Annotated in this window: 10 protein-coding genes; 1 reads left to right on the forward strand and 9 read right to left on the reverse strand. The window is 67.4% G+C overall.

The features are described from left to right. Positions 1–53 precede the first annotated feature (53 nt). From GPA27_RS02155 to GPA27_RS02190, 8 genes are all read right to left on the reverse strand, one after another. The gene (locus GPA27_RS02155; RefSeq protein ID WP_169137359.1) at positions 54–5858 is read right to left on the reverse strand and encodes a DUF7379 domain-containing protein; all 5805 of its coding nucleotides are present in this window, start codon (positions 5856–5858) and stop codon (positions 54–56) included. A gap of 61 nt (positions 5859–5919) precedes the next feature. Beyond that, positions 5920–6714: a caspase family protein gene (locus tag GPA27_RS02160; protein WP_169137361.1), complete on the reverse strand. Its 795-nt coding sequence runs from the start codon at positions 6712–6714 to the stop codon at positions 5920–5922. Between the two features lie 190 nt (positions 6715–6904). Then, complete coding sequence (locus GPA27_RS02165) at positions 6905–7855, reverse strand: chitosanase (RefSeq protein WP_169137363.1); 951 nt, start codon at positions 7853–7855, stop codon at positions 6905–6907. A gap of 53 nt (positions 7856–7908) precedes the next feature. Beyond that, positions 7909–11952, reverse strand: coding sequence for an EAL domain-containing protein (locus GPA27_RS02170; RefSeq protein ID WP_169137365.1), 4044 nt, complete (start codon positions 11950–11952; stop codon positions 7909–7911). A 134-nt stretch (positions 11953–12086) separates the two neighbouring features. After that, complete coding sequence (locus GPA27_RS02175; RefSeq protein WP_211164793.1) at positions 12087–12521, reverse strand: DUF302 domain-containing protein; 435 nt, start codon at positions 12519–12521, stop codon at positions 12087–12089. A gap of 104 nt (positions 12522–12625) precedes the next feature. Continuing rightward, on the reverse strand, positions 12626–14785 hold the full coding sequence (locus tag GPA27_RS02180) for a TonB-dependent receptor family protein (RefSeq protein ID WP_169137367.1): 2160 nt from the start codon (positions 14783–14785) through the stop codon (positions 12626–12628). Positions 14786–14943: 158 nt separating this feature from the next. Further along, on the reverse strand, positions 14944–15273 hold the full coding sequence (locus GPA27_RS02185; RefSeq protein ID WP_169137603.1) for a hypothetical protein: 330 nt from the start codon (positions 15271–15273) through the stop codon (positions 14944–14946). A gap of 382 nt (positions 15274–15655) precedes the next feature. After that, on the reverse strand, positions 15656–17860 hold the full coding sequence (locus tag GPA27_RS02190; protein ID WP_169137369.1) for an OsmC domain/YcaO domain-containing protein: 2205 nt from the start codon (positions 17858–17860) through the stop codon (positions 15656–15658). 154 nt (positions 17861–18014) lie between these two features. Here GPA27_RS02190 and GPA27_RS02195 point away from each other — a divergent pair, with 154 nt between their 5' ends. Beyond that, a complete protein-coding gene (locus tag GPA27_RS02195) occupies positions 18015–18656 on the forward strand; it encodes an SOS response-associated peptidase (protein ID WP_169137371.1) in 642 nt (213 codons plus the stop codon). 53 nt (positions 18657–18709) lie between these two features. On the opposite strand, the gene GPA27_RS02200 is transcribed toward GPA27_RS02195, so the two are convergent. Beyond that, positions 18710–19669, reverse strand: a complete 960-nt coding sequence (locus tag GPA27_RS02200) for a LysR family transcriptional regulator (RefSeq protein ID WP_169137373.1) — start codon at positions 19667–19669, stop codon at positions 18710–18712. Positions 19670–19682: the final 13 nt, after the last annotated feature.

Below are 19682 nucleotides of genomic sequence, written 5' to 3' on the forward strand. Positions count from 1 at the left end.
ATATTTAATCCGGACTGGGGAATATCGACAATCCCTTGAAGAGAAACCCCTTGTCATGGATTCTTCTTGATGCGTTTGGAATTTCTGGCGCGCGCTGGCGGCGGCAGTCCGGGGCAGTCCTGCTGGCCGAGGCTGCGCGCGAGTTCGCCCAGAACGCGGGCGCGCATCGTATCGCCGGGGTGGCCGCGCAGGGCGGCCAGACGCGCGAGCAGGCAGATCTGCTTCACGACGGAGTCGAACTTGCGCGCGCTGCGCGGCACGTTGTCGATCGCCTGCTCGTAGAGGCTGGCGAGCTTCGGGCCGTCGTCGGCGCCGATTCCCGCAAGGAGCCGTGCGGCGAGTTCGGCGTCGGCCGGTTTCACCGCGTCGAAGAAGTCGCCGCTGCGCGCGAACAGTGCGCGCGCCGCCTCGGCGCACATGGCCGCCTGTTCGGTCGCGCGCTTGCGCGCGGCGGCGTCGTCGGCTTCGAGGAGCAGCCAGTCGAGCTGCAGGCGGTTGATCATGAGGTAGGGATCGAAGCCCGCATCGCCCGGCGTGCCCTCGGCGCCGGCGTACGCCTCGCGTGCGCGCGCCAGAGCCGCGCGCACGCGAGGCCAGTCGCCGTTGTGCGCGGCGAGCACGGCCGCCTCGCGCTTGAGGGCGCTGCCGAGCAGGGCGCTGCGTTCGGCGTTCGACGGCATGGGGGTCGTGCCGGGCGGCATCGGCTGCGCCAGCGCGATGAGGCTGTCGAGGCGTGCGATGGCGGATTCGATCAGGGTCGTATCGCCCCGCGTCTCGCCCATGCGGGCTTCGAGGTTGGCGAGCTGTTCGATGATGCGTACGGGCACGCGTCCGCTGCGGTCTTCGCCGGCGAGCGCGAGGCAATAGGCGGTGCAGGCGCGTTCGAAGCCTTCGCTGCCGAGTTCGGCATAGGTTGCGCCGATGGCAGCCTGCACTTCGGGCAGATCCTTCCACGCGGCCGGGACCTGCGCGAGGATGGCGGCGATATGGCGCCCCACGTCGGCGACGCTGCGCGCGCGGTGCGACAAGTCGACGCGCAGGCGTGCGAAGGTGTCGACGAGGTCGACGGGCGAGACGATGTTGGTGGGAACCCGTGCCGTGCCTTCGTCGGCAGGGGCTTCCAGCATGTAGTGCGGATCGCCGTAGGCCTGGTAGGCGCCCCAGGTGTTGTACTGGGGATATTCCTCCCATGCGCTCTTGCGGGCGGCGAACACGGCCTGGCCGAAGGGTTTCCCGTCGCGCACGAAGCTCTCGAAGAAGCTCGTCGCGAAGAGGCGGGCGGCCTCGTCATTCACCTGCCAGCCGGCCGCGACGACGCAGCGCACGCCGATCTCGATCAGCTCGCATGCGATGCTGTAGGCGAGGCGGTTCGCCGTGTCGGGGGCCGCCGTCATCGCGCCGAGGTGGCAGCAGTTGAGGAACACGAGTTCGGGCACGACTTCGAGCTGCGATACCTCGGCGGCGGTGAGCAGCATGCCGTCGGACAGGACGACGCCGGTGCGCTGCGTGCCGTCGCGCGCCGTGGCCTCGAACACGCCGTGGGCGGCGACGACGAGCACCTTGCACGGCTGGCGGAAGAGACGCGCGAACACGTCGAGCGCCTCGATGCCTTCGCCATAGCTGACGTCGTAGCCGCACTCGCCGAGCAGGTCGCGGATCGCCGCGCCTTCGGTAGCCGCGCCGGGCAGATCGGCCAGATGGTCGTCCGGCGGCGCGGGCAGCGTTCGCGCAGGATTGCCGAACTGGGCGTAATAGCCGTGGGTGGACGGGTTGGCGATCACGCATGCGACCTTGCGCGTGATGCTGAGCGGGTTGCGGCGGAAACGGGCGGAGGCGAACTGGCGAACGATCGCCGTGTTGAGCGCCATCGGCTGCTCGTCGGCCTGCAGCATCTCCCACGGCAGGTTCGCGGTGTAGCTGTCGACGACGAGGACGAGTTGTTCGGCCTCGCGCGCGGCCGCCTTGAAATCCAGCGGCACCATCAGCTGGAACAGTGTGCGCGACAGGTCGGCGTTGTAATGGTCCTGGGTGATCGCGTTGCGAACCAGCGCTTCGACGAGTCCGGGCTGGCGCTGGTGCAGGACGCTTTCGGCACGCGCGCGTTCGGACAGGAAGACGAATTTCAGCCGTGCGGCGATCGCACGGCTGCCGCCCGTCGGGGCCGGCACAGTGCCGTCCGCGGGGCCGTCGTCCGCGGTGACGAGCATGCGCGGCCAGTAGCCGAAGGGGGCGAACACCGACAGGCGCGGGCGGGCGCCTTGGCCCTCGTTGAGCTGCTCGGCGACTTCGATGCGCGCCTCCAGGCGGCGCAGGTCGCCGGCCATGCGCGCGGGCAGCTGGCGCACCGCGCGCGCCGCACTGATCGCGGTGTCCATGAACAATTCGATCAGTTCCAGGCGCGCGACCCGCAGCCGGGTAAGCGGCATCGCCTCGGCGAACTGGCGGTTGGCGGCGAGCACGCCGCGCACGATGGATTCGATGGAGTCGTCGACGCTGATGTGGGCAGTGGAGTTGTAGCCGATCAGCAGGCTCGCGAGCGTGAGCTCGTTTTCGCCCTCGTCCTCGGCACCCCCGCCCTCGCTGCCCTGGCGGTCGTGGGAATGGAGCAGGTAGCGCAGGACGCCGGCACGCACGGTCTCGGTGATATCGGCGGCGGACAGCTGACCGAATCGCCCCAGGCCGACGATCACGGCGCCGCGCCCGGTGCCGCGCAGGCGGTCTTCCCTGTTGCGCGCCTGCAGCACGATGGCCGCCGAGCCGATTTCGCCTGCATAGACGCCGAGCCGTTCGCGCTGGCGCAGGGCGCCGTCGACCAGTGCGTCGTTGATCGCGGCCTCGGCGCCGGCGATCCCGTCGCCCTGGTAGTGGCCGCACAAGATGGGCTGGCGCGCGAAGCGCAGGTCCATCGCGCTGACCGAGACCTGCAGCGGATGGATCGCCGACACCGGGCGGCGGCGGCGCGGACGGGTGCCGACGAGGCTGCAGGCGAGTTCCTCCTCGGTTGGCAGTACGGGCGGCGGGGCGTCGTAGCTGGCGATCGGGGCAGCGGCGGCGCGCGTGGCGGGCAGGCGGCCGAGGCGGCTCGTGGTGCCGGTCTGCAGCAGGTCCGCGACGGCGGGGAAGTATTCCTCGGTGCTGGTCAGCGCGCCGTGGTCGACCGGCATGTACCAGTGCTGCTCGGCCGGCAGGTTCGCGAGTCGCCCGGATGCCCAGCTCACCGACCCGTCGCCCTGCGGGGTGCCGATCATCTTGATCTGGTCGCCTTCGAGCGCGGTGCCGCAGGGGGTGTTCTCGGCCTGGCCGAAGACGTAGGTCACGCGTTCGAGCGGCTGCGGCGCGTCGTTGGTCGCGAGCGGCCCCTCCCACAGGCTGCGGGCGGCCGTGAGCGTGGCATTGCTGGGTTGTCCGGCGATGCCGTCGCCGAACCAGCGGTCGCGGTTGGCCTTGGCGGCGGACGGCCACACGGGCGCGCGCAGCCAGTCGGCGTGCAGCGTCGGCCCGGCGTCGTCGAAACCGGGGCGTGGCAGCAGCTGCATCGCACCGGGGAAGCCCGCGACGATGTCGAGCACGCCCTGCATGCCGTGGCCAAGGTCCATGCGCGCGAGTTGGCGCATCGTGCCGGACTTGCCGAGCAGGGTCTCGACCATGAGGTGCGAGCCGTTGTTGGGCGTGCCCAGCATCACCAGGCGGCCACCGGGGCGGCGCACGAGCTCCGCCCACAGCTCGGGGTGGGTCGCGATCATCGTGCGGCACACGAGGCCGCCCATGCTGTGCGCGAGCAGGCGCACGGGCTGGTTGGGGTGCGTCTTGAGCGCCTTCTGAAGGGTGTCGGCGAGGCGTTCGGCTGCGCCATCCGGCGCGTGGATCGGCTTGCGCCAGTCGTAGGGGAAGCGGATGACGGTGTGCGTCGCTTCGAGATGCTCGGCGAGGTCGCCGTAGAACATGTCGAAGAGGGTTTCCTCGCGCACGTCGGCTCGGTCCATCGCCACCTTCGCGAGGCCGCCGGTCGCGAGGTCGAGGAAGTCGAACCACACGCGGTCGCCGTCGCCCGCCTTGCGTTCTTCCTTGCGCACCTCGAGGTGCGACCCCATGATGCCCGGCAGGAAGATCACGACCGGGCGGCTGTCCGGGCGCGGCGTTTCGCGCAGGGCCGCGCGGCTGGCGGCGCGATCGCGCGCCTCGGCGGCGCCGGGTTCGCGGCGGCGGGCGATGGCGCTGAACGTGGGCAGGGCCGCCGGGTCGTTGCTCGTGAGCCAGTCGCGCAGCGCGCTGCGGGTGTGGCGGTTGGCGAAGTAGCTGAAGTGATTGACCGAGGCGCCCTGGTCGAAGAGGTAGCGCGCCTCGTTGCGCATCGCGAGGCCGGCGTACATCGAGTCGGTGTCGACCACCAGGTCGTTGTCGCGATTGTCGAACAGCATCCAGTCGGTGAACATCACCCCGAGGCGCTTGAGCACGCTGGTTTCCTGGATGTCGCCGGAGATGACGGCCATCGCGATGCCCTGCTTGCGCTGCGCGGTCGCGAGCAGCGAGCCCATCGGCGCGTCGGTGAGCATCGCCTCGATGCCGGGAACGAGCCGCGCATCGACGCGCTTGTCGGCGATTTCCAGCACGATGCGCCTGAACGCCGACAGCACCGCGCCGCCGGCCGGGCCGGTCACGGCGCCGACGAGGCGGGCGGTCAGGCTCAGCAGCCCGGAAAGGAACAGGTCGAGGTTGTCCGAGAGCAGCGTCGTGCCGCGCGCGGGGCTGGCGACGCGCACGTAGCGTTCGATGCGGAAGTTCTTGTCCGCGAGCTCCTGGCGCAGCGCGCGCAGCGTGTCCTGCTCGCGCGCGGTGACGAGGTCGCGCAGGCGTTTTTCGCGCTCGGATTCGTCCGTGTTGGGCGGCGGGGCGTGGCGGTAGGCGGCGATGGCGTCGTCGCTCAGGCCCGCGAGGCACAGCAGGTCGCCGACGAGACCGCCGCGCGAATGCGTGACGACGGACAACCGGGCGCCGGCGGGCAGCGTGCGGGCGAGCTGCAGCGCGTTGTCGATCGGGCTTTCCGAGAAGGTGCGGTGTTCGAAGCCGAAGATGCGCTCGCCGAAGCGGCGTGCGAGCGGTTCCCAGTCGGCGGCGGCGCTGCCGGCGCGCAGATCCTTGAAGCTCCCGAGCGTGTGCGAGGCGGTGCCGTGGATGAAGAGCAGCGTCGGCGCGTCGCCGATCGCAGCGAGGCGCGGGTCGTTGGCGGTGCAGCGGTCGGCGCCCGCGAGGCCGTCGCCGTCGCGCCACTGGTAGAGCCCCGGTTCACCCGCGAGGCGGCTTTCGATCGCCCACATCAGCGCCTTGGTCCCCAGCCATGACGCACCGGGCGCGGCGAGATCCTCGCTGCGCTCGCCAAGCCACTCCTGCAGCCATTCAAGCGCCTTGTCGCGCGCGGCGTCGGCGATCGCGTCGTGCCCCAGCGTAAGGACCGATACGCCCGACCACAGCCAGTCCGGAATGCCGCGCGCGGCCGCGGCCGGGTCGTGCAGGGCGACGAAGTCGATCGAGCCGTCGGCGCGCACGGCGTCGGGGCGTACCCGCGCGAGGTCTTCCCTGAGCTTGTCGGCGCGGATGAAGACGGTGGTGCCGTCGCCCGTCTCCAGCGCGAGCAGGCTGTCTTCGCGCATGTGCGCGTCGGTCGTGGCAGTCGCGTCGCGTCCGGGCGCGGTCAGGGCATAAGCCGCCTTCACCGCGACGACACCGTCGAGGAAGGGATCGGGCGCCGCAGCGTCGGTCGCGCGCGTGCCGGTCTTCAGCGCGGCGGGCAGGGTGTCGGCCTCGCGCCGCATCCCCGGCAGGTGGAAGACGAGTTCACTCGGTTTGCGCGGTGCCGGCATCCGGGCCTCCTGCTGCGGTGGGGAAGGGGCGCGCCGGCGCTTCAGGGCCGGCGCGCGGGCGTCACGCGAAGACCTTGAAGCGGCGTGCGGTGCGGGTGCCGAAGATCTGCGGATCCTGCGGCAGGCGCGTGGAGGGCAGGTAGTTGCGGATTTCCTTGAACCAGTGCTCGTAGGTCGCCGTCGCGGGCAGGTTCTTCAGCGTCTTCAGCGCATAGAAGGTGAAGGCGCCGTTGGGGCGGCCGTTGAAACTCGTGTCCCAGCTGAACTGCGTGTCGAGGCAACCCGCGAGCAGCAGGTCGCCGCCGGCGCGCGTGAAGCCGCCGGACAGCCGCGCCGGGCGCACGGTGTCCGTGGGCAGGGCGTCGCGCTTCATCCATACCGCCGGCGGCAGGAAGCGTGCGCGCGGCATGCCGGGGTCGAGATCGCTTTCGTCGCCGCGCGTGACGGTGCCGGAGTGGCAGCTGTCGGAGATGAGCATGATGCGCACGCCGCCGGCACGCTTGCTGAAGAGGTCGTGCAGCTCGTCGTCGAGCAGCGCATTGCCGCTGCCGATGTCCCACGGGCACAAGGCTTCGTCGCGGGCGTCGGGCTCGTCGCCGTCGGTGTCGGGCAGCCAGGTGCCGTGGCCGGAATAGGTGAGCACGATCGTGTCGCCCTTCGCCGCGCCCGTGACGAGGGTGTCGATGGCCTGCACCATCGCCGCCTTGGTCGCCGCGGAATCGAGCAGGCGGGTCACCGAGAAGCCGCGTTCGGTGAGGGCGGCGGCCCAGTCGCTGGCGTCATTGACGCAGCCGGAGAGGTCGCTGTCGGTGCCGGGGTAGTTGTTGATGCCGATGCAGAGCGCGCGTCTTGCCATGAGATTCTCCTTCGGGTCCGGAGCATCCCCGCCTCCCGCGGCGGCCCCGTGCCCGCCGCATGTCGGTGCGATGCGGGCGGAATCGGGCGCAACCTTGCTGTCGGGGCATGCGGGCTGCCGCTCCCGGGACGGGGCGGTGCCGCGCACTTATTCTGTTTAATTATCTGTGTAGAGGTCGCTCCCTTCTTTGTCAAACCGTCAGGTCGTCGAACGAGCACAGCCGTGCGACTTGCGCGATGTCGGCGACGCCGGTGGCGGGAAGGCCGTTCTTCGCCTGCCAGGCCTTGATGCAGCGCGCGCTGGTCTGGCCGAAGAGGCCGTCGGCCTTGATGTCGACGCCGCGCAGCGACAGCCCGAGCTGGATGCGGCGCACGTCGAGCCCGCGCATGATCGGCGAGCCGACCGCCAGCGGACGCGATCCCGGCGCCGGGCCGTCGAAGCAGCCGTGGGGCAGGGCGGCCAGCGTCGCGGGCGAGATCTCGGCGTTGCGTACGACCAGCGGCAGCTCGAGGTTCCAGTAGTCCTGGTCGATCAGGCGCTGGAAGGCATCCATGCGATACACCGTCGGGCGCAAGTCCGCGCGCGCGTGGCCGGCGAGCCAGGCGCGCCGCGTCGCCACGTAGGCGTCGATCCATTTCCGTTCGCCCGCGTCGGCCACGCTGCCGTGCGCGGCGTTGCAACGGTCTCGCATCGCCTTCCATGCGCCGTGCACGAAGCTGTCATACACGACGGCGCAGCCCAGCGGCGAGGCGATGCCCTCGCGGGCGGCCGCGCGCATCGCCGGCTGCCAGTAGTTCGCGTCGAAGAAGGCGTCCTGCACGTCGCGCATCACCGCGTCGTCGGCGCCCGCGCGCAGGATGTTGTGCAGGGCGCCGTCCTTGTCCAGTGCGAGGTCGACGGCGTCGAAGCGCGGCAGGTAGCGGTCGAGCAGCGGTGCGAATTCGGCGCCGGGCGTGGTGCAATACTGGCGCAGCAGCTTCGCGAGGTTGCCCGAGCCGAGCGTCGTCTGCGAGCGCCCGTAGGTGAGGTGGCCGGTGTCGCCGCGGATGATCGTGACCATGCCGTAGTCGCCCAGCACCTGGCCGGTCTCGAAAAGATTGACGATGCTCTCGGCGGTCTTCTTCTGCGTGGCTGTCAGCATGGACTCGACTCCTGTCGTCGGGGAAACTCGCGGGGGATGGAAAGGGGCGGCGCTCAGCCGCCGGGGCCGCTCCGTTCGTCGAAACAATCGATCAGCGCGATCACCAGGTCGCGCGATGCCGTGCGGAACTTCAGGCCGGCGAGCGAGCGCCGCGCCGAGGCCTGATAGCCATGGTTATAGTCGGCGACGATCTGCCCCGCCAGCCTGTGGAAGTCCTTGTGCATGCGCGTAAGGTGCGCGAGGCGGTCGGCGGGCAGGGCCTCGTTGCCGTCGATCCATTGGCCCAGCTCGCACAGGCTCACCGAGCCGGCTTCGGCCTCGTCCAGCGCTTCGGCGTTGGATCGCCCGCTGATGTAGGCGTTGAGCCGCTTGCGCCAGTTGAGGTGGGCCTCGATGGCCCGCTTCAGGTCGAGCCCGTGCCGCCTCCAGCCTTCGCGTTCCATGAACGCGGCCAGAGCGGGCGAGCGTTCGCCGAGCAGCCGGCGCAGCCAGCCATCGACGTCGAGGTCGTCGCGGCGCAGCGCGGTGAGCAGGCGCGACTCTTCCGGGCCGAGATCGTCGACCGAGGCCAGCAGGAAGTGCTTCTGCAGCATCGCTTCGAACTCCTCGGGCGGCAGTGGCCTGCCGATGAGGTAGCCCTGCAGGAAGTCGCAGCCGAGTTCGCGCAGGAAGCTCACCTGCTCCGCGGTCTCGACGCCTTCCGCGGTGACGTGCAGCCCGAGGCTGTGGGCCATGTTGATGATGGCCTCGACGAGATGCGCGTCGTTGCGGTCGTCCGGGCAGTCGTTGATGAAGCTGCGGTCGATCTTGACGATGTCGACGGGGAAGCGCTTGAGGTAGGACAGCGACGAGAAGCCGGTGCCGAAGTCGTCGAGCGCGTAGCCGATGCCCAGCGCCTTGATGTCGCGCATCCGTGCTTCCATCGATTCGCTGCCGCCCATCAGCACCGATTCGGTGATCTCGACCATGAGGCTGCCGCGGTCCATGCCGAATTCGGCGAGCACGCTGGCGACCAGGTCGGGTAGTCCGGCTTCGCGGAACTGCACGCCGGACATGTTCACCGCCAGTCGCAGCGTCCCGTGTCCCTGCTCGCGCCAGGCCCGGGACTGGCGCGCCGCCTCGCGCAGCGCCCATTCGCCGATGCCGATGATGAGGCCGCTGTCCTCGGCCACGGGGATGAACTCCAGCGGTGACACCGGCCCCCGTTCGGGGTGGAGCCAGCGTATCAGCGCCTCGGCGCCGACTAGCTCGCCGCTGTCGGCATCGACGATGGGCTGGTAGTGCAGCGAGAAGGCCTGCTGTTCGAGCGCGGTGCGCAGGTCCGCCTCGAGCTTCAGGCGCGCGAGGGCGTCGCTCTGCATGTCGCGGGCGTAGAACTGGAAGCGGTTCTTGCCGGCCTGCTTGGACTTGTACATCGCGATGTCGGCGTTGCGGAACAGCGTCTGCACGTCCTCGCCGTCGTCCGGGTAGACGGTGATGCCGACGCTGCCCGACATGCGGTGCTGCATGCCGCACAGCGAGAACGGATCGCGCAGCACGCTGACGATCTTCTCGGCGATCGCGTTCAGGTCGTCGGGCGCGGCGAGGTCGTGTACCACGATCGTGAACTCGTCGCCGCCGAAGCGTGACACGGTATCCTGCTCGCGCACGCAGAAGGTCAGGCGGCGCGCGACCTCGACCAGCAGTTCGTCGCCGGTGTCGTGCCCCAGCGTGTCGTTGATCCACTTGAAGCCGTCCAGGTCGAGGAACAGCAGGCCGACGTGGGTGCGGTTGCGCCGCGCATGCGTCATCGCCTGGTCGAGGCGGTCCTGCAGCAGGCTGCGGTTGGCCAGGCCGGTCAGCAGGTCGAAGTTGGCCTGGCGCCAGATGGCCTCCTCCTGCTGCTTGCGGTGGGTGATGTCGTTGAACAGCGAGATGTAGCCGGTGACCACGCCGCGGTCATCGTAAATGGCCGAGATCGTCTGCCACTGCGGGTAGATCTCGCCGCTCTTGCGCCTGTTCCAGATCTCGGATTCCCAGCGCCCCGTTTCGGCCAGCGATTTCCACATGCTGGCGTAATACGCCGCGTCGTGGCGCCCGGAAGCGAGCAGCGAAGGTTTGCGTCCGAGCACCTCCTCGGCAGCGTACCCGGTGATCGCGGTGAACGCCGGATTGACGGCCGTGATCACGCCATTCGCGTCGGCGGTCATGATGCCCTGGCTCGACGCGTTGAACACCACCATCGCCTGCTTCATGCGGGTCTCGATGCGCTTGCGCTCGGTGATGTCCTGCATGCTCAGCTGCAGCAGTGTGCGGTCGCCGTGGCGGAAGCTCATGCAGCGGATCTCGGCGTCCCACTCCGCGCCGTCCGGGCGACGATTGCGCCATTCGAACATGCTCACACGCGCGTCCAGGCAGCGCGAGAGCTGTTCGTTGCCGGCCTCGCCCGACGGACGTCCGTCCGGCTGCACCGGCGCAGCCAGGTCGAGCGGCGTGCGGCCGATCATGCTCTGCCGGTCCGGGTAGCCGCACAGGGCCGCCGCCGCGTCGTTGCAGTCGATGAAGCGGCGCGTGCCCGGGTCGAGGATCGCCTGGGCGATGTGCGAATGCTCGAACAGGGTCTTGTTGTACGACTCGCTGTCGACCAGCGCCTGCATCGCCTCCTTCGCCGCCGAAACGTCGTTCATCACGCCGACGAACTGCTGCGGCTCGCCGCCGGCGGCGAGGATGGGCGCGACGCGCAGGTCGCTCCAGTACAGCTCGCCGCTCTTGCGGCGGTTGATGAGCTCGCCCTGCCAGCTCTCGCCCCGCAGGATCACGCTCCACAGGTCCTCATACAGCTCGCGCGGCGTCTTGCCGGAGCGGAACAGAGCCGGCGTTCGCCCGATGGCCTCGCGCGCAGGGTAGCCGGTGATGCGCGAGAACGCCGGGTTCGCGTATTCGATCGCGGCGGAGCGGTCGGTGATGATGATGCCCGACGTGCTCGCATCGACCGCCACCTTGAACAGGCGCAGACTGTGCGCGGCGCGGCGGCGCTGTTCCAGCAGCACGCCGGCCAGCACGATCAGCAGCATCGCGATGATCTCGACGTGCATGTGCAGCAGCGTCGTCCAGCCCAGCGCGGAGCGGTCGACCACGTGATAGATGGTCCAGGGCGCGTTATTCAGGCGCACGCCCGCCAGCAGCCAGCCGTCGTGCTTGCTGTAACCGGCCGTCGCGACGTCGACGAACTGCGGAAGGTGGCCGGAGAGCTCGCGTGGCAGCGTGCGGTCGACGAGGCGCACTTCCGAATCGTCCGCTTTCACGATTCCCGGATCGGCAATCAGCTGGCCCTGCTCGTTGGCGACGAACATGCGGCCGATCTCCATGCCGGGGCCGGCAAGGTAGCCGTTCAGGGTCGCAAGCGTGATGTCGAGCGCGATGATGGCGCGGAAGCGGCCCGCTTCATCGTATATCGGCGCCGTCACCGAACTCATCATGCCCTTGCCCGCTTCGTCGACGTAGGCCTCGCTCCACTGCAGCGCGCGATCGGGGTTGTTTTCCGGCGCGGCGCGCGCGACGATCGGGTGGGTGAGCATCTCGTCGCGCCAGCTCAGGTACTTCCACTGCGCATCGAGCGGATAGATGCTGACGAAGCCCGAGCGCGACGTGTAATACACCCAGGCTGCCTGCGGAACGTTCTCGCGCACGCGCTGGAACACCGGGATCAGGTGCAGCGCGACCTCGATCTCGCGTTCCATCTGTGCGGGAAAGGTCGCGGGATCGCCGCGGCCGAAGACGTATGCGCCGAGGCCGGGCGTCAGATCTTCCGGGACGCGCGTCGTCGCGAACAGGCCGGGTTCGGGGAACACCGTGAACGCGTCGCGCAGCGGGCTGCGCGCATAGACGACCTCGTCACGCAGTTCACGTTCCGCCTCGACGCGCAGGATCGCGACGTGGTCGGTCGCGGATTTCGCCGTGGCATCGAGCCCACTGCTCATTGCCTGCAGGCTCTCGCCGGAAAGGCGCAGCGCCGCGGCCACGCGGAAGGACCACAACTCGTAGAAGCCGAAGCCCGCGAGCCCGATCACTGCGGCGTACGCGATGAGCACGACCCGGTTGAGCTGCGGAGCTTTCACACGCCACCTGATTCGCTGGGGGAACGACCAATCCCTTTAAATCTAACGTATTACGGTGACGGGCGGATACCAAATGACGATCGGGCACCCAATTTCTCACGAATCGGGTGCTGCGATAGTTGGGGCGGCGAAGATCAGCGCGTCAGGCCGGCGTTGTCGATCGTGCGTTCGATGATGCGGCGCAGCAGGGCGCGTGCGAACTCGCCGGCGGGCGATTGCAGCGCGGGCGGGCGTGTGGCCAGGAAAACCGTGCGCGGCCGGCCGGGCAGCGTGTACAGCGCCACCGTCATCGGGCACTGCGCGATGTTGCGCACATCCTCGGCGATCATGCGCCCCGACACCTGCGCGCTGCAGAAGGAAAAGATCTCCGCCTCGGCGTAGAAGTCCGCGCGGTGTCCGAGATCGTGCGCCGTGCGCGCGAGCATGTCGCCGAACTGGCTCACCGCCGGCGGTGCCAGCCCTTCGTCGACGAAGGCGTCGAGCAGCGCTGCGCGCGCGTCCAGGTAGGCGAGCGGTTGCAGCTCGCGCACGACGATGTCGTCCGCGGCCCGCGCCACGGCGCCAGCCATGAGCAGGGCCGCGACGAAAAAAACGAGCCCCGCCCGAACGAGCCGGGCAGGGCGGAAGCGGTCGCCGCGAAGGAGGACGCAGCGAGGGAGGAACAAGGGGCCGGTCAGAATCGGTAGCTCGTCTTGATGCCCGCGTACACGCTGCGGGTCGGGCCGGGTTCGTAGAAGCGGTCGTTGCCGTCGCCGACGATCACCGAGGCGACGTGTTCCTTGTCGAACAGGTTATCCACGCGCACCATCTCCTGGAAGGTCCAGTTCCCCGAACGCTGCTCGGCGGTCAGGCGCAGGTTCGCCAGCGTGTAGCCCGGTGCGGTGCGCTTGGTGTTGGTGTCCTCGACGTAGACCTTGCTCCGGTGCAGGACTTCGACGGCGGTAGCGAGGCCTGCGCGCGGTTTCCACTCCAGATCGGCATAGGCCGACAGCGCGGGGATGCCGGGGATGCGCTTGCCGTCGTCGACGGGGCGGCCGCCTGCGAGGAACGCGTCATCGTAGACCGCGTGCAGTCTCGTCACCGACAGCTTCCCGCGCCAGTTGCGCGAAAACTCCGTGTCGGCCGCGAGCTCGACGCCCTGGCGCAGGGTCGAGCCGGCGTTCTTGAACACCGTGCGCCCGCCAAAGGCGCTGTCCACGACCAGCTCGTCCTTCGTACGGATCTCGAACACTGCCACGTTCACGCGGGTGTTCTCCCCGACGAAGGCCTTCGCACCGAGTTCGTACTGCCTGCTGGTGGCGGGCTTCAGGCCGAAGTTGAAACCGTCGGTCGAACTCGTGCCGGAATAGGAGAGCTCCGTCAGCGTCGGCGTCTCGAAGCCGCGCGCGGCGCTCGCGTACAGGTTCACCACCGGGCTCAGGTGATAGACGATGCCCAGCGCCGGGGTCGTTTTGCGATAGCGGATGTCGCCGCTGTCGTCCGGGTTGCCGGTCACGATGTACTTGTCGTCCACCTCGAACTTCACGTCGCTGTGGCGCAGGCCCGCCTGCAGCGTCCACTTGTCGAGCTTCCAACTGCCCTGCACATAGGGATCGACGCTCGTCACCGTGTCGGTCTCGTCCCTGCGCAGCCGCCCCTTTACCCCCACCGCGGTCGGCGTGATGGCGCTGCCGCGGAAGTTCTCGAAGCCCTTGCGCGCATCCTCCGAGCGGTCGTAATCGACGCCCCCCGTCAGCGTCAGCTCACCGGGGCCTGCCGTCAGCGTGTGCGTCCAGCGCGCGCCGAGGCCGTGGAAACTGCGGTCGAAGTCGATGACGCCGCCCGAATGGCGCGGCCGCGTCACGATGTTCTGGACCGCTGTCGGGATCGCCTGGTATTGCGTCACGCTGCGTTCGCCCGCATAGGCCGACAGGTGCAGCCGTCCCGCGCCGAAGCGCCGTTCGTAGGTCGCGCCGCCCTGGCGATGGTCGATGCTCTTGCGGGTGTTGAACGTCTCCGCCACGCTTTCGACGTCCCGCGGATCGTCCTTGAACGTTTCCCAAGTCAGGCCCAGCGGATCGTCAGTATCGTCCTGCCGCAGCGCGTTCGCCACCAGCGTCAGCTTGCTGTCCTGATCCGGGCGGAACAGCAGCTTGCCGAAGAGCTGGTCGCGGGTCGCGGCGCTGTGGTCGCGGTAGCCGTCGGTGTCGAAGCGCGACGCGTCGACGACGTAACCCACGCCGTTCTTCTCGCCCTCGGCGCCGATGTCCACCTTGGTCGTGCCCCACGAACCGCCCAGCACCCCGCCGCGCAGCGTCGGCGCACCCTTCGGGTCGCGCGAGAACAGCTGGATCACGCCCCCGGCATGGTTGCCATACACGGTGGAGAAGGGCCCGCGCATGACCTCGATGCGTTCGGCCGTGTCGAGGTTGAAGGTCGCCGCCTGGCCCTGTCCGTCCGGCGTGCTGGCCGGGATGCCGTCGGCGATCAGCTTCACTCCGCGCACGCCGAAGGCCGCCCGGCTGCCGAAGCCGCGCACCGAAATCTGCAGATCCTGCGCGTAGTTCTGGCGGTTCTGCACCACCAGCCCCGGCACCCCCGCGAGCGCCTCGGACGCATTCACGCCGAGATTGCCCGCCTGCACCGCCTGCATATCCACCGCATCGACGGAGAAGGGCAGATCGAAGCTTTCGGCCTCGACGCGGCTGCCGGTGACGACCACCGGGTTCAGAATCGGAGCGGGCTCCGCGGCCCCCACGGCGGAGGCCCCCACGCAGGCGAGCAGTGCCAGGGGAAGCGGTCGAAGCCGCGTGCGCGGGGAGAGTGCTGGAGATTTGCGGGTGGAAGCGAACATGATTCCGGATCCTGTCGGTTGGAGTGCGCCGCGTGTGGCGTTTGTACCAACTTTACGGACCCGAGCACAGTCCCGCGTCAAAAAGTACGCGGAATCGCACTACAGAAAATCATGAGATCGCACTCGGGGAGCGCCGGTGCGCAACGCCGCGCGCCGCCTCAACCGTGCCAGATCACCAAGTACTTCTGCCGCCACCGCAACGAGCGCCACCACCGCTCCCCGGCCTCGTAAAGCGCGATGCCGTCGGCGGACAAGGTGTAATAGTGCGAGCGCGTCCCTTCCTTCGCGCACGGCACGATGTAGCCATTGCGTTCCAGAAAACTGAAGTAATGCACCGCCATCGGCGCACCTTCGAGGTGCGTGAGGCAGGAGAGATCCCACAGGTGAATGAAGGGATGTCCCGCATGCATCGACCGCAGCATCTGCAGCACATGCCAGCGATGCGGAACGGGTTCGCGGCGAGGGGCATCATCGGCACGCGGCAGCATCACACTCTCCAGGGTCTGCGTTTCCAGGGCAAGCCCGACAAGGCATTCCGCTCGTTCCATACGCCAACGTCGGCAGTGGAGCGGCAGCCAGCCGCGAACCGCATGCAGCCAACCAGGCCTTGCCTCGGACCGCACGAGCGACGCCGGGTGAGCCTTCATCCCGTTCGCTTGCGCGGCCGACAATTGATTTATAGCCCGCAGGATGCCGCTTGTCTTCGGATCGGCGAGGGTGATGTGGGATGGTGCGACGGCGCTGCTGGCGCGATCGATTTCGCGCCTGACGGGACGGTGAGATGCGCATCCGCCCGTCTCCGACGCCTGGCGCTATCCCGCTTCGGCGGGCAGCCGCGGCGCGGCCGGTTCCGATCCCTGGCTCGCAACCCTAACTGGATAAAGCCGCCACGTTGGCGCGCGCGACGTGCAGTTTCTTGTAGCTGTCGATCAGGCGCTGGTGCCTGTCGAGCCCTTCCAGTTTCATGCTCGTTGGCGTCAAGCCGAAGAAGCGCACGCTGCCGTCCACCGACCCCATCACCGCATCCATCCGCGGGTTGCCAAACATCCGGCGGAAATTGGCCTCGTAATCGTCCAGGTCCAGCTCGTCGTCCAGCAGCACCTCCAGCACCACATTCAAGGCCTGATAAAACAATCCGCGCTCGACCGTGTTTTCGTTGTATTGCAGGTAGGCCTCCACCTGCTCCTTCGCCGCTTCAAATTGCTTCAGGGCAAGATGAATCAGCAGCTTCAGTTCCAGGATCGTGAGCTGCCCCCAGACCGTATTCTCGTCAAACTCGATACCGATCAAGGTGATGATGTCGGTGTAATCATCAAGCTCACTGTGTTCCAGGCGTTCGAGCAGCGCTTCCAGGCTGGCATCATCCAGGCGATGCAGGTTCAGGATATCGGCGCGGAACAACAGCGCCTTGTTGGTGTTGTCCCAGATCAGGTCTTCCACCGGATAGATTTCCGAATAACCCGGCACCAGGATGCGGCAGGCCGTTGCGCCGAGTTGGTCATGCACCGCCATATACACTTCCTTGCCCATGTCTTCGAGAATGCCGAACAAGGCTGCGGCTTCCTCGGCATTGGAGTTTTCACCCCGGCCGGAGAAATCCCACTCGACAAAATCGAAATCGGCTTTGGCGCTGAAAAAGCGCCATGACACCACGCCGCTGGAATCGATGAAGTGTTCGACGAAGTTATTCGGCTCGGTTACGGCGTTGCTTTCAAAGGTGGGGCGGGGCAAGTCGTTAAGGCCTTCAAAACTGCGCCCCTGCAGCAACTCGGTCAGACTGCGTTCCAGCGCCACCTCCAGGCTGGGGTGCGCCCCGAACGATGCAAACACACCGCCGGTGCGCGGGTTCATCAAGGTGACGCACATCACCGGAAACTCCCCGCCCAGCGACGCGTCCTTCACCAGCACCGGAAAGCCCTGCTTTTCCAGTTCCTCGATGCCGGCCAGAATGCCGGGATATTTCGCCAGCACGTCGTGCGGCACATCGGGCAGCGCGAGTTCGCCTTCCAGAATTTCACGCTTGACCGCCCGCTCGAAGATTTCCGACAGGCATTGCACCTGCGCTTCAGCCAGCGTATTGCCGGCACTCATGCCATTGCTGAGAAACAGGTTGTCGATCAGGTTGGTCGGGAAATACACCACCTCGCCGTCCGACTGGCGCACATACGGCAGCGAACAGATGCCGCGCTGCACATTGCCGGAGTTGGTGTCGTACAAATGCGATCCACGCAACTCGCCATCGGGGTTGTAGATCTGCAGGCAGTACTCGTCGAGAATTCCAGCCGGCAGCGCATCCTTGCGGCCCGGTTTAAACCAACGCTCGTTCGGGTAATGCACAAACGTCGCGTTGGCAATGTCTTCCCCCCAGAACTGGTCGTTGTAAAAATGATTGCAATTCATGCGCTCGATAAATTCGCCCAACGCCGACGCCAGCGCGCTTTCCTTGGCGGCACCCTTGCCGTTGGTAAAACACATCGGCGAGTGCGCATCGCGGATATGCAGCGACCACACGTTGGGAACCAGATTGCGCCATGAAGCAATTTCAATCTTGATGCCCAGATCCGCCAAAACCCGCGACATATTGGCGATGGTTTTCTCCAGCGGCAGATCCTTTCCCGCAATATAGGTGCTTGCTTCTGAATCCGGATTCAGCGTCAGCAGGGCCTGAGCATCGGCATCCAGATTCTTCACCTCCTCGATCACAAACTCAGGCCCGGTTTGCACGACCTTCTTCACCGTGCAACGCTCGATGGAGCGCAAGATACCCTGACGGTCGGTGGCGGAGATATCCTCCGGCAACTCGACCTGGATCTTGAAAATCTGCTTGTAGCGGTTTTCCGGGTCGACAATATTGTTCTGCGACAGGCGGATGTTATCGGTAGGAATATTGCGGGTTTCGCAATACAACTTCACAAAGTAAGCCGCACACAAAGCCGACGAAGCCAGAAAGTAATCAAACGGGCCAGGCGCCGAGCCATCTCCCTTATAGCGGATAGGCTGATCGGCCACCACCGTGAAGTCATCGAACTTGGCTTCAAGACGAAGCTTGTCGAGAAAATTGACCTTGATTTCCATTGGGGAATCCTGAAATAGCGCTCAAAACGAATTGGCCGCCATTATCGCCGTTTTCTCCGTGGAAAAACCGTGCTTTTCACAGCGTGAGAATCCGGGTGCCGGCTCCGACATTTGTGGCACAGTTACCTCAAGGTTCCGTTGCCGGAGAGTGATCATGTGCGCCGATTACAACCCCGCCCGCAGCTCTTCGCTCGAGCGCATGTCGTGGGGGCGACACACGGTCCAGCCGCCTGACTTCGCCTATGGGGAGACCTTCCCCGGCGGCGTCGCTCCCTTCCTCGCCAATATCCTGCCGACGGAATGGCTTCCGGGCATGTTCGGGCTCGTTCCTTACTGGGGCGATCCGACCAAGCTTTTTCGCATGACCTACAACGCCCGAACGGAAACGGTGGCGGAGAAGCCGAGTTACCGCAATGCGTGGCGCAAGCGCCAGTTCGGGCTGATCCCGGTGGAGAGTTTCTTCGAGCCCAATTACGCAACCGGCAAGGCCGTGCGCTGGCGGATCCAGCGTGCCGACGGGGCCCCGTTCGCGCTGGCCGGGATCTGGGAGCGCAGGCTCGGCGACCAGGGCCCGGCGCACTGGTCGTTCGCGATGCTCACGATCAACGCGGACGACCATGCGCTGATGAAGCATTTCCACAAGCCGGGGGACGAGAAACGCAGCGTCGTGGTCCTTGACCCGGAAGATCACGAGGCCTGGCTTCACGCCCATACGGAAGCGGAAGCCCGCTCGCTGCTGCAACTCTTCGACGCAGACGCGATGGTCGCCGTGCCGGATCCGCTGACCAGGAAGTAAGGGCTTCGGCTGGCCTGCATCCGGCTGGTCGTCGACCCGATCCGAAAGCTGTTTCAACGCTCCGTGAAGGGCGGGTTCTCCGTGGCAATCAGGCGGGCTTCGCGCCAGCTTCCGTCCCGGCAGAGCGCGCCGACCAGCGCGTGCAGCACCCTGGCGACTGCCAGGGTCGCCGCCGAGGCCGGGATATGCCGCGAGGCGCAGAGCACGACGCGGCGGCTCAGGTCTTCCGGTGCGATGGGGACGGCCTGGAGCGTGCCGTTGTCCAGTTCGTGCTGCAGCGGCATCGGTGGCAGCAGGGTGTGCCCGAGGCCGGCGAGCAGGCTGGTGCGCAGGATGCTGATGGAGCTGATGTCGGCGACGACGTTGGGGGCGGCGAGGCCGGCCTTCCACGCTGCAGCGTCGACGATGGGGCGGACCCCATGGGGCGACGCGGGCAGGATGAGGGGCATCCGCAACGCCTCGCGCAGACTGATGGGACCGCGTGGCGCATCGGGCGCTGCCGCGGGTGAAATCAGCAGCAGCGATTCCTCCAGCAAGGGGTAGCAGCGGAATTCGTCGAGGAGGCCGTCGTCGAACAGGACGGCGAGATGGATCAGGCCGGTGCGCAGCTGCGGGATCAGGTTGCCGGTGAGTTCCTCGGTCAGCTCCAGTTCGACGCGCGGCAAGGCCGAGCGCACCGCCTTGAGCAGCGGCAGTGCCAGCGCTTGCGAGACGCTGTGCGGTATGCCGAAGATCACCTTGCCAGCCGCTTCGCCTTCCGTTTGGGTGACGCTCTGCCGGGCATCCTCCACCTGGCGCAGGATGGATAGCGCATGCGCGTGGAATGCCCGGCCGGCGGGCGTCAGTTCCACTCCGCGCGGCAGGCGGTGAAACAGCGGCCGGCCGAGTTCCTCTTCCAGTTGGGCCAGTTGGTGGCTGAGCGCCGATTGCGCGACGTAAACCATCGCGGCGGCCTTGGAGAAGCTGCCGTGTTCGGCGATGGCGAGAAAGTAGCGGAGCTGACGCAGTTCCATGTCGGGCAGCGTG

The organism is Aromatoleum toluolicum (assembly GCF_012911005.2).
GTDB lineage: Bacteria > Pseudomonadota > Gammaproteobacteria > Burkholderiales > Rhodocyclaceae > Aromatoleum > Aromatoleum toluolicum.

What these genes read in the sequence shown, in the direction of transcription:
- GPA27_RS02155 (WP_169137359.1), bottom strand. Translation starts at nt 5,858, where the DNA reads ATGCCGGCACCGCGCAAACCGAGTGAACTCGTCTTCCACCTGCCGGGG.
- GPA27_RS02160 (WP_169137361.1), bottom strand. Translation starts at nt 6,714, where the DNA reads ATGGCAAGACGCGCGCTCTGCATCGGCATCAACAACTACCCCGGCACC.
- GPA27_RS02165 (WP_169137363.1), bottom strand. Translation starts at nt 7,855, where the DNA reads ATGCTGACAGCCACGCAGAAGAAGACCGCCGAGAGCATCGTCAATCTT.
- GPA27_RS02175 (WP_211164793.1), bottom strand. Translation starts at nt 12,521, where the DNA reads ATGGCTGGCGCCGTGGCGCGGGCCGCGGACGACATCGTCGTGCGCGAG.
- GPA27_RS02180 (WP_169137367.1), bottom strand. Translation starts at nt 14,785, where the DNA reads ATGTTCGCTTCCACCCGCAAATCTCCAGCACTCTCCCCGCGCACGCGG.
- GPA27_RS02185 (WP_169137603.1), bottom strand. Translation starts at nt 15,273, where the DNA reads ATGCTGCCGCGTGCCGATGATGCCCCTCGCCGCGAACCCGTTCCGCAT.
- GPA27_RS02190 (WP_169137369.1), bottom strand. Translation starts at nt 17,860, where the DNA reads ATGGAAATCAAGGTCAATTTTCTCGACAAGCTTCGTCTTGAAGCCAAG.
- GPA27_RS02195 (WP_169137371.1), top strand. Translation starts at nt 18,015, where the DNA reads ATGTGCGCCGATTACAACCCCGCCCGCAGCTCTTCGCTCGAGCGCATG.
- GPA27_RS02200 (WP_169137373.1), bottom strand. Translation starts at nt 19,669, where the DNA reads ATGGAACTGCGTCAGCTCCGCTACTTTCTCGCCATCGCCGAACACGGC.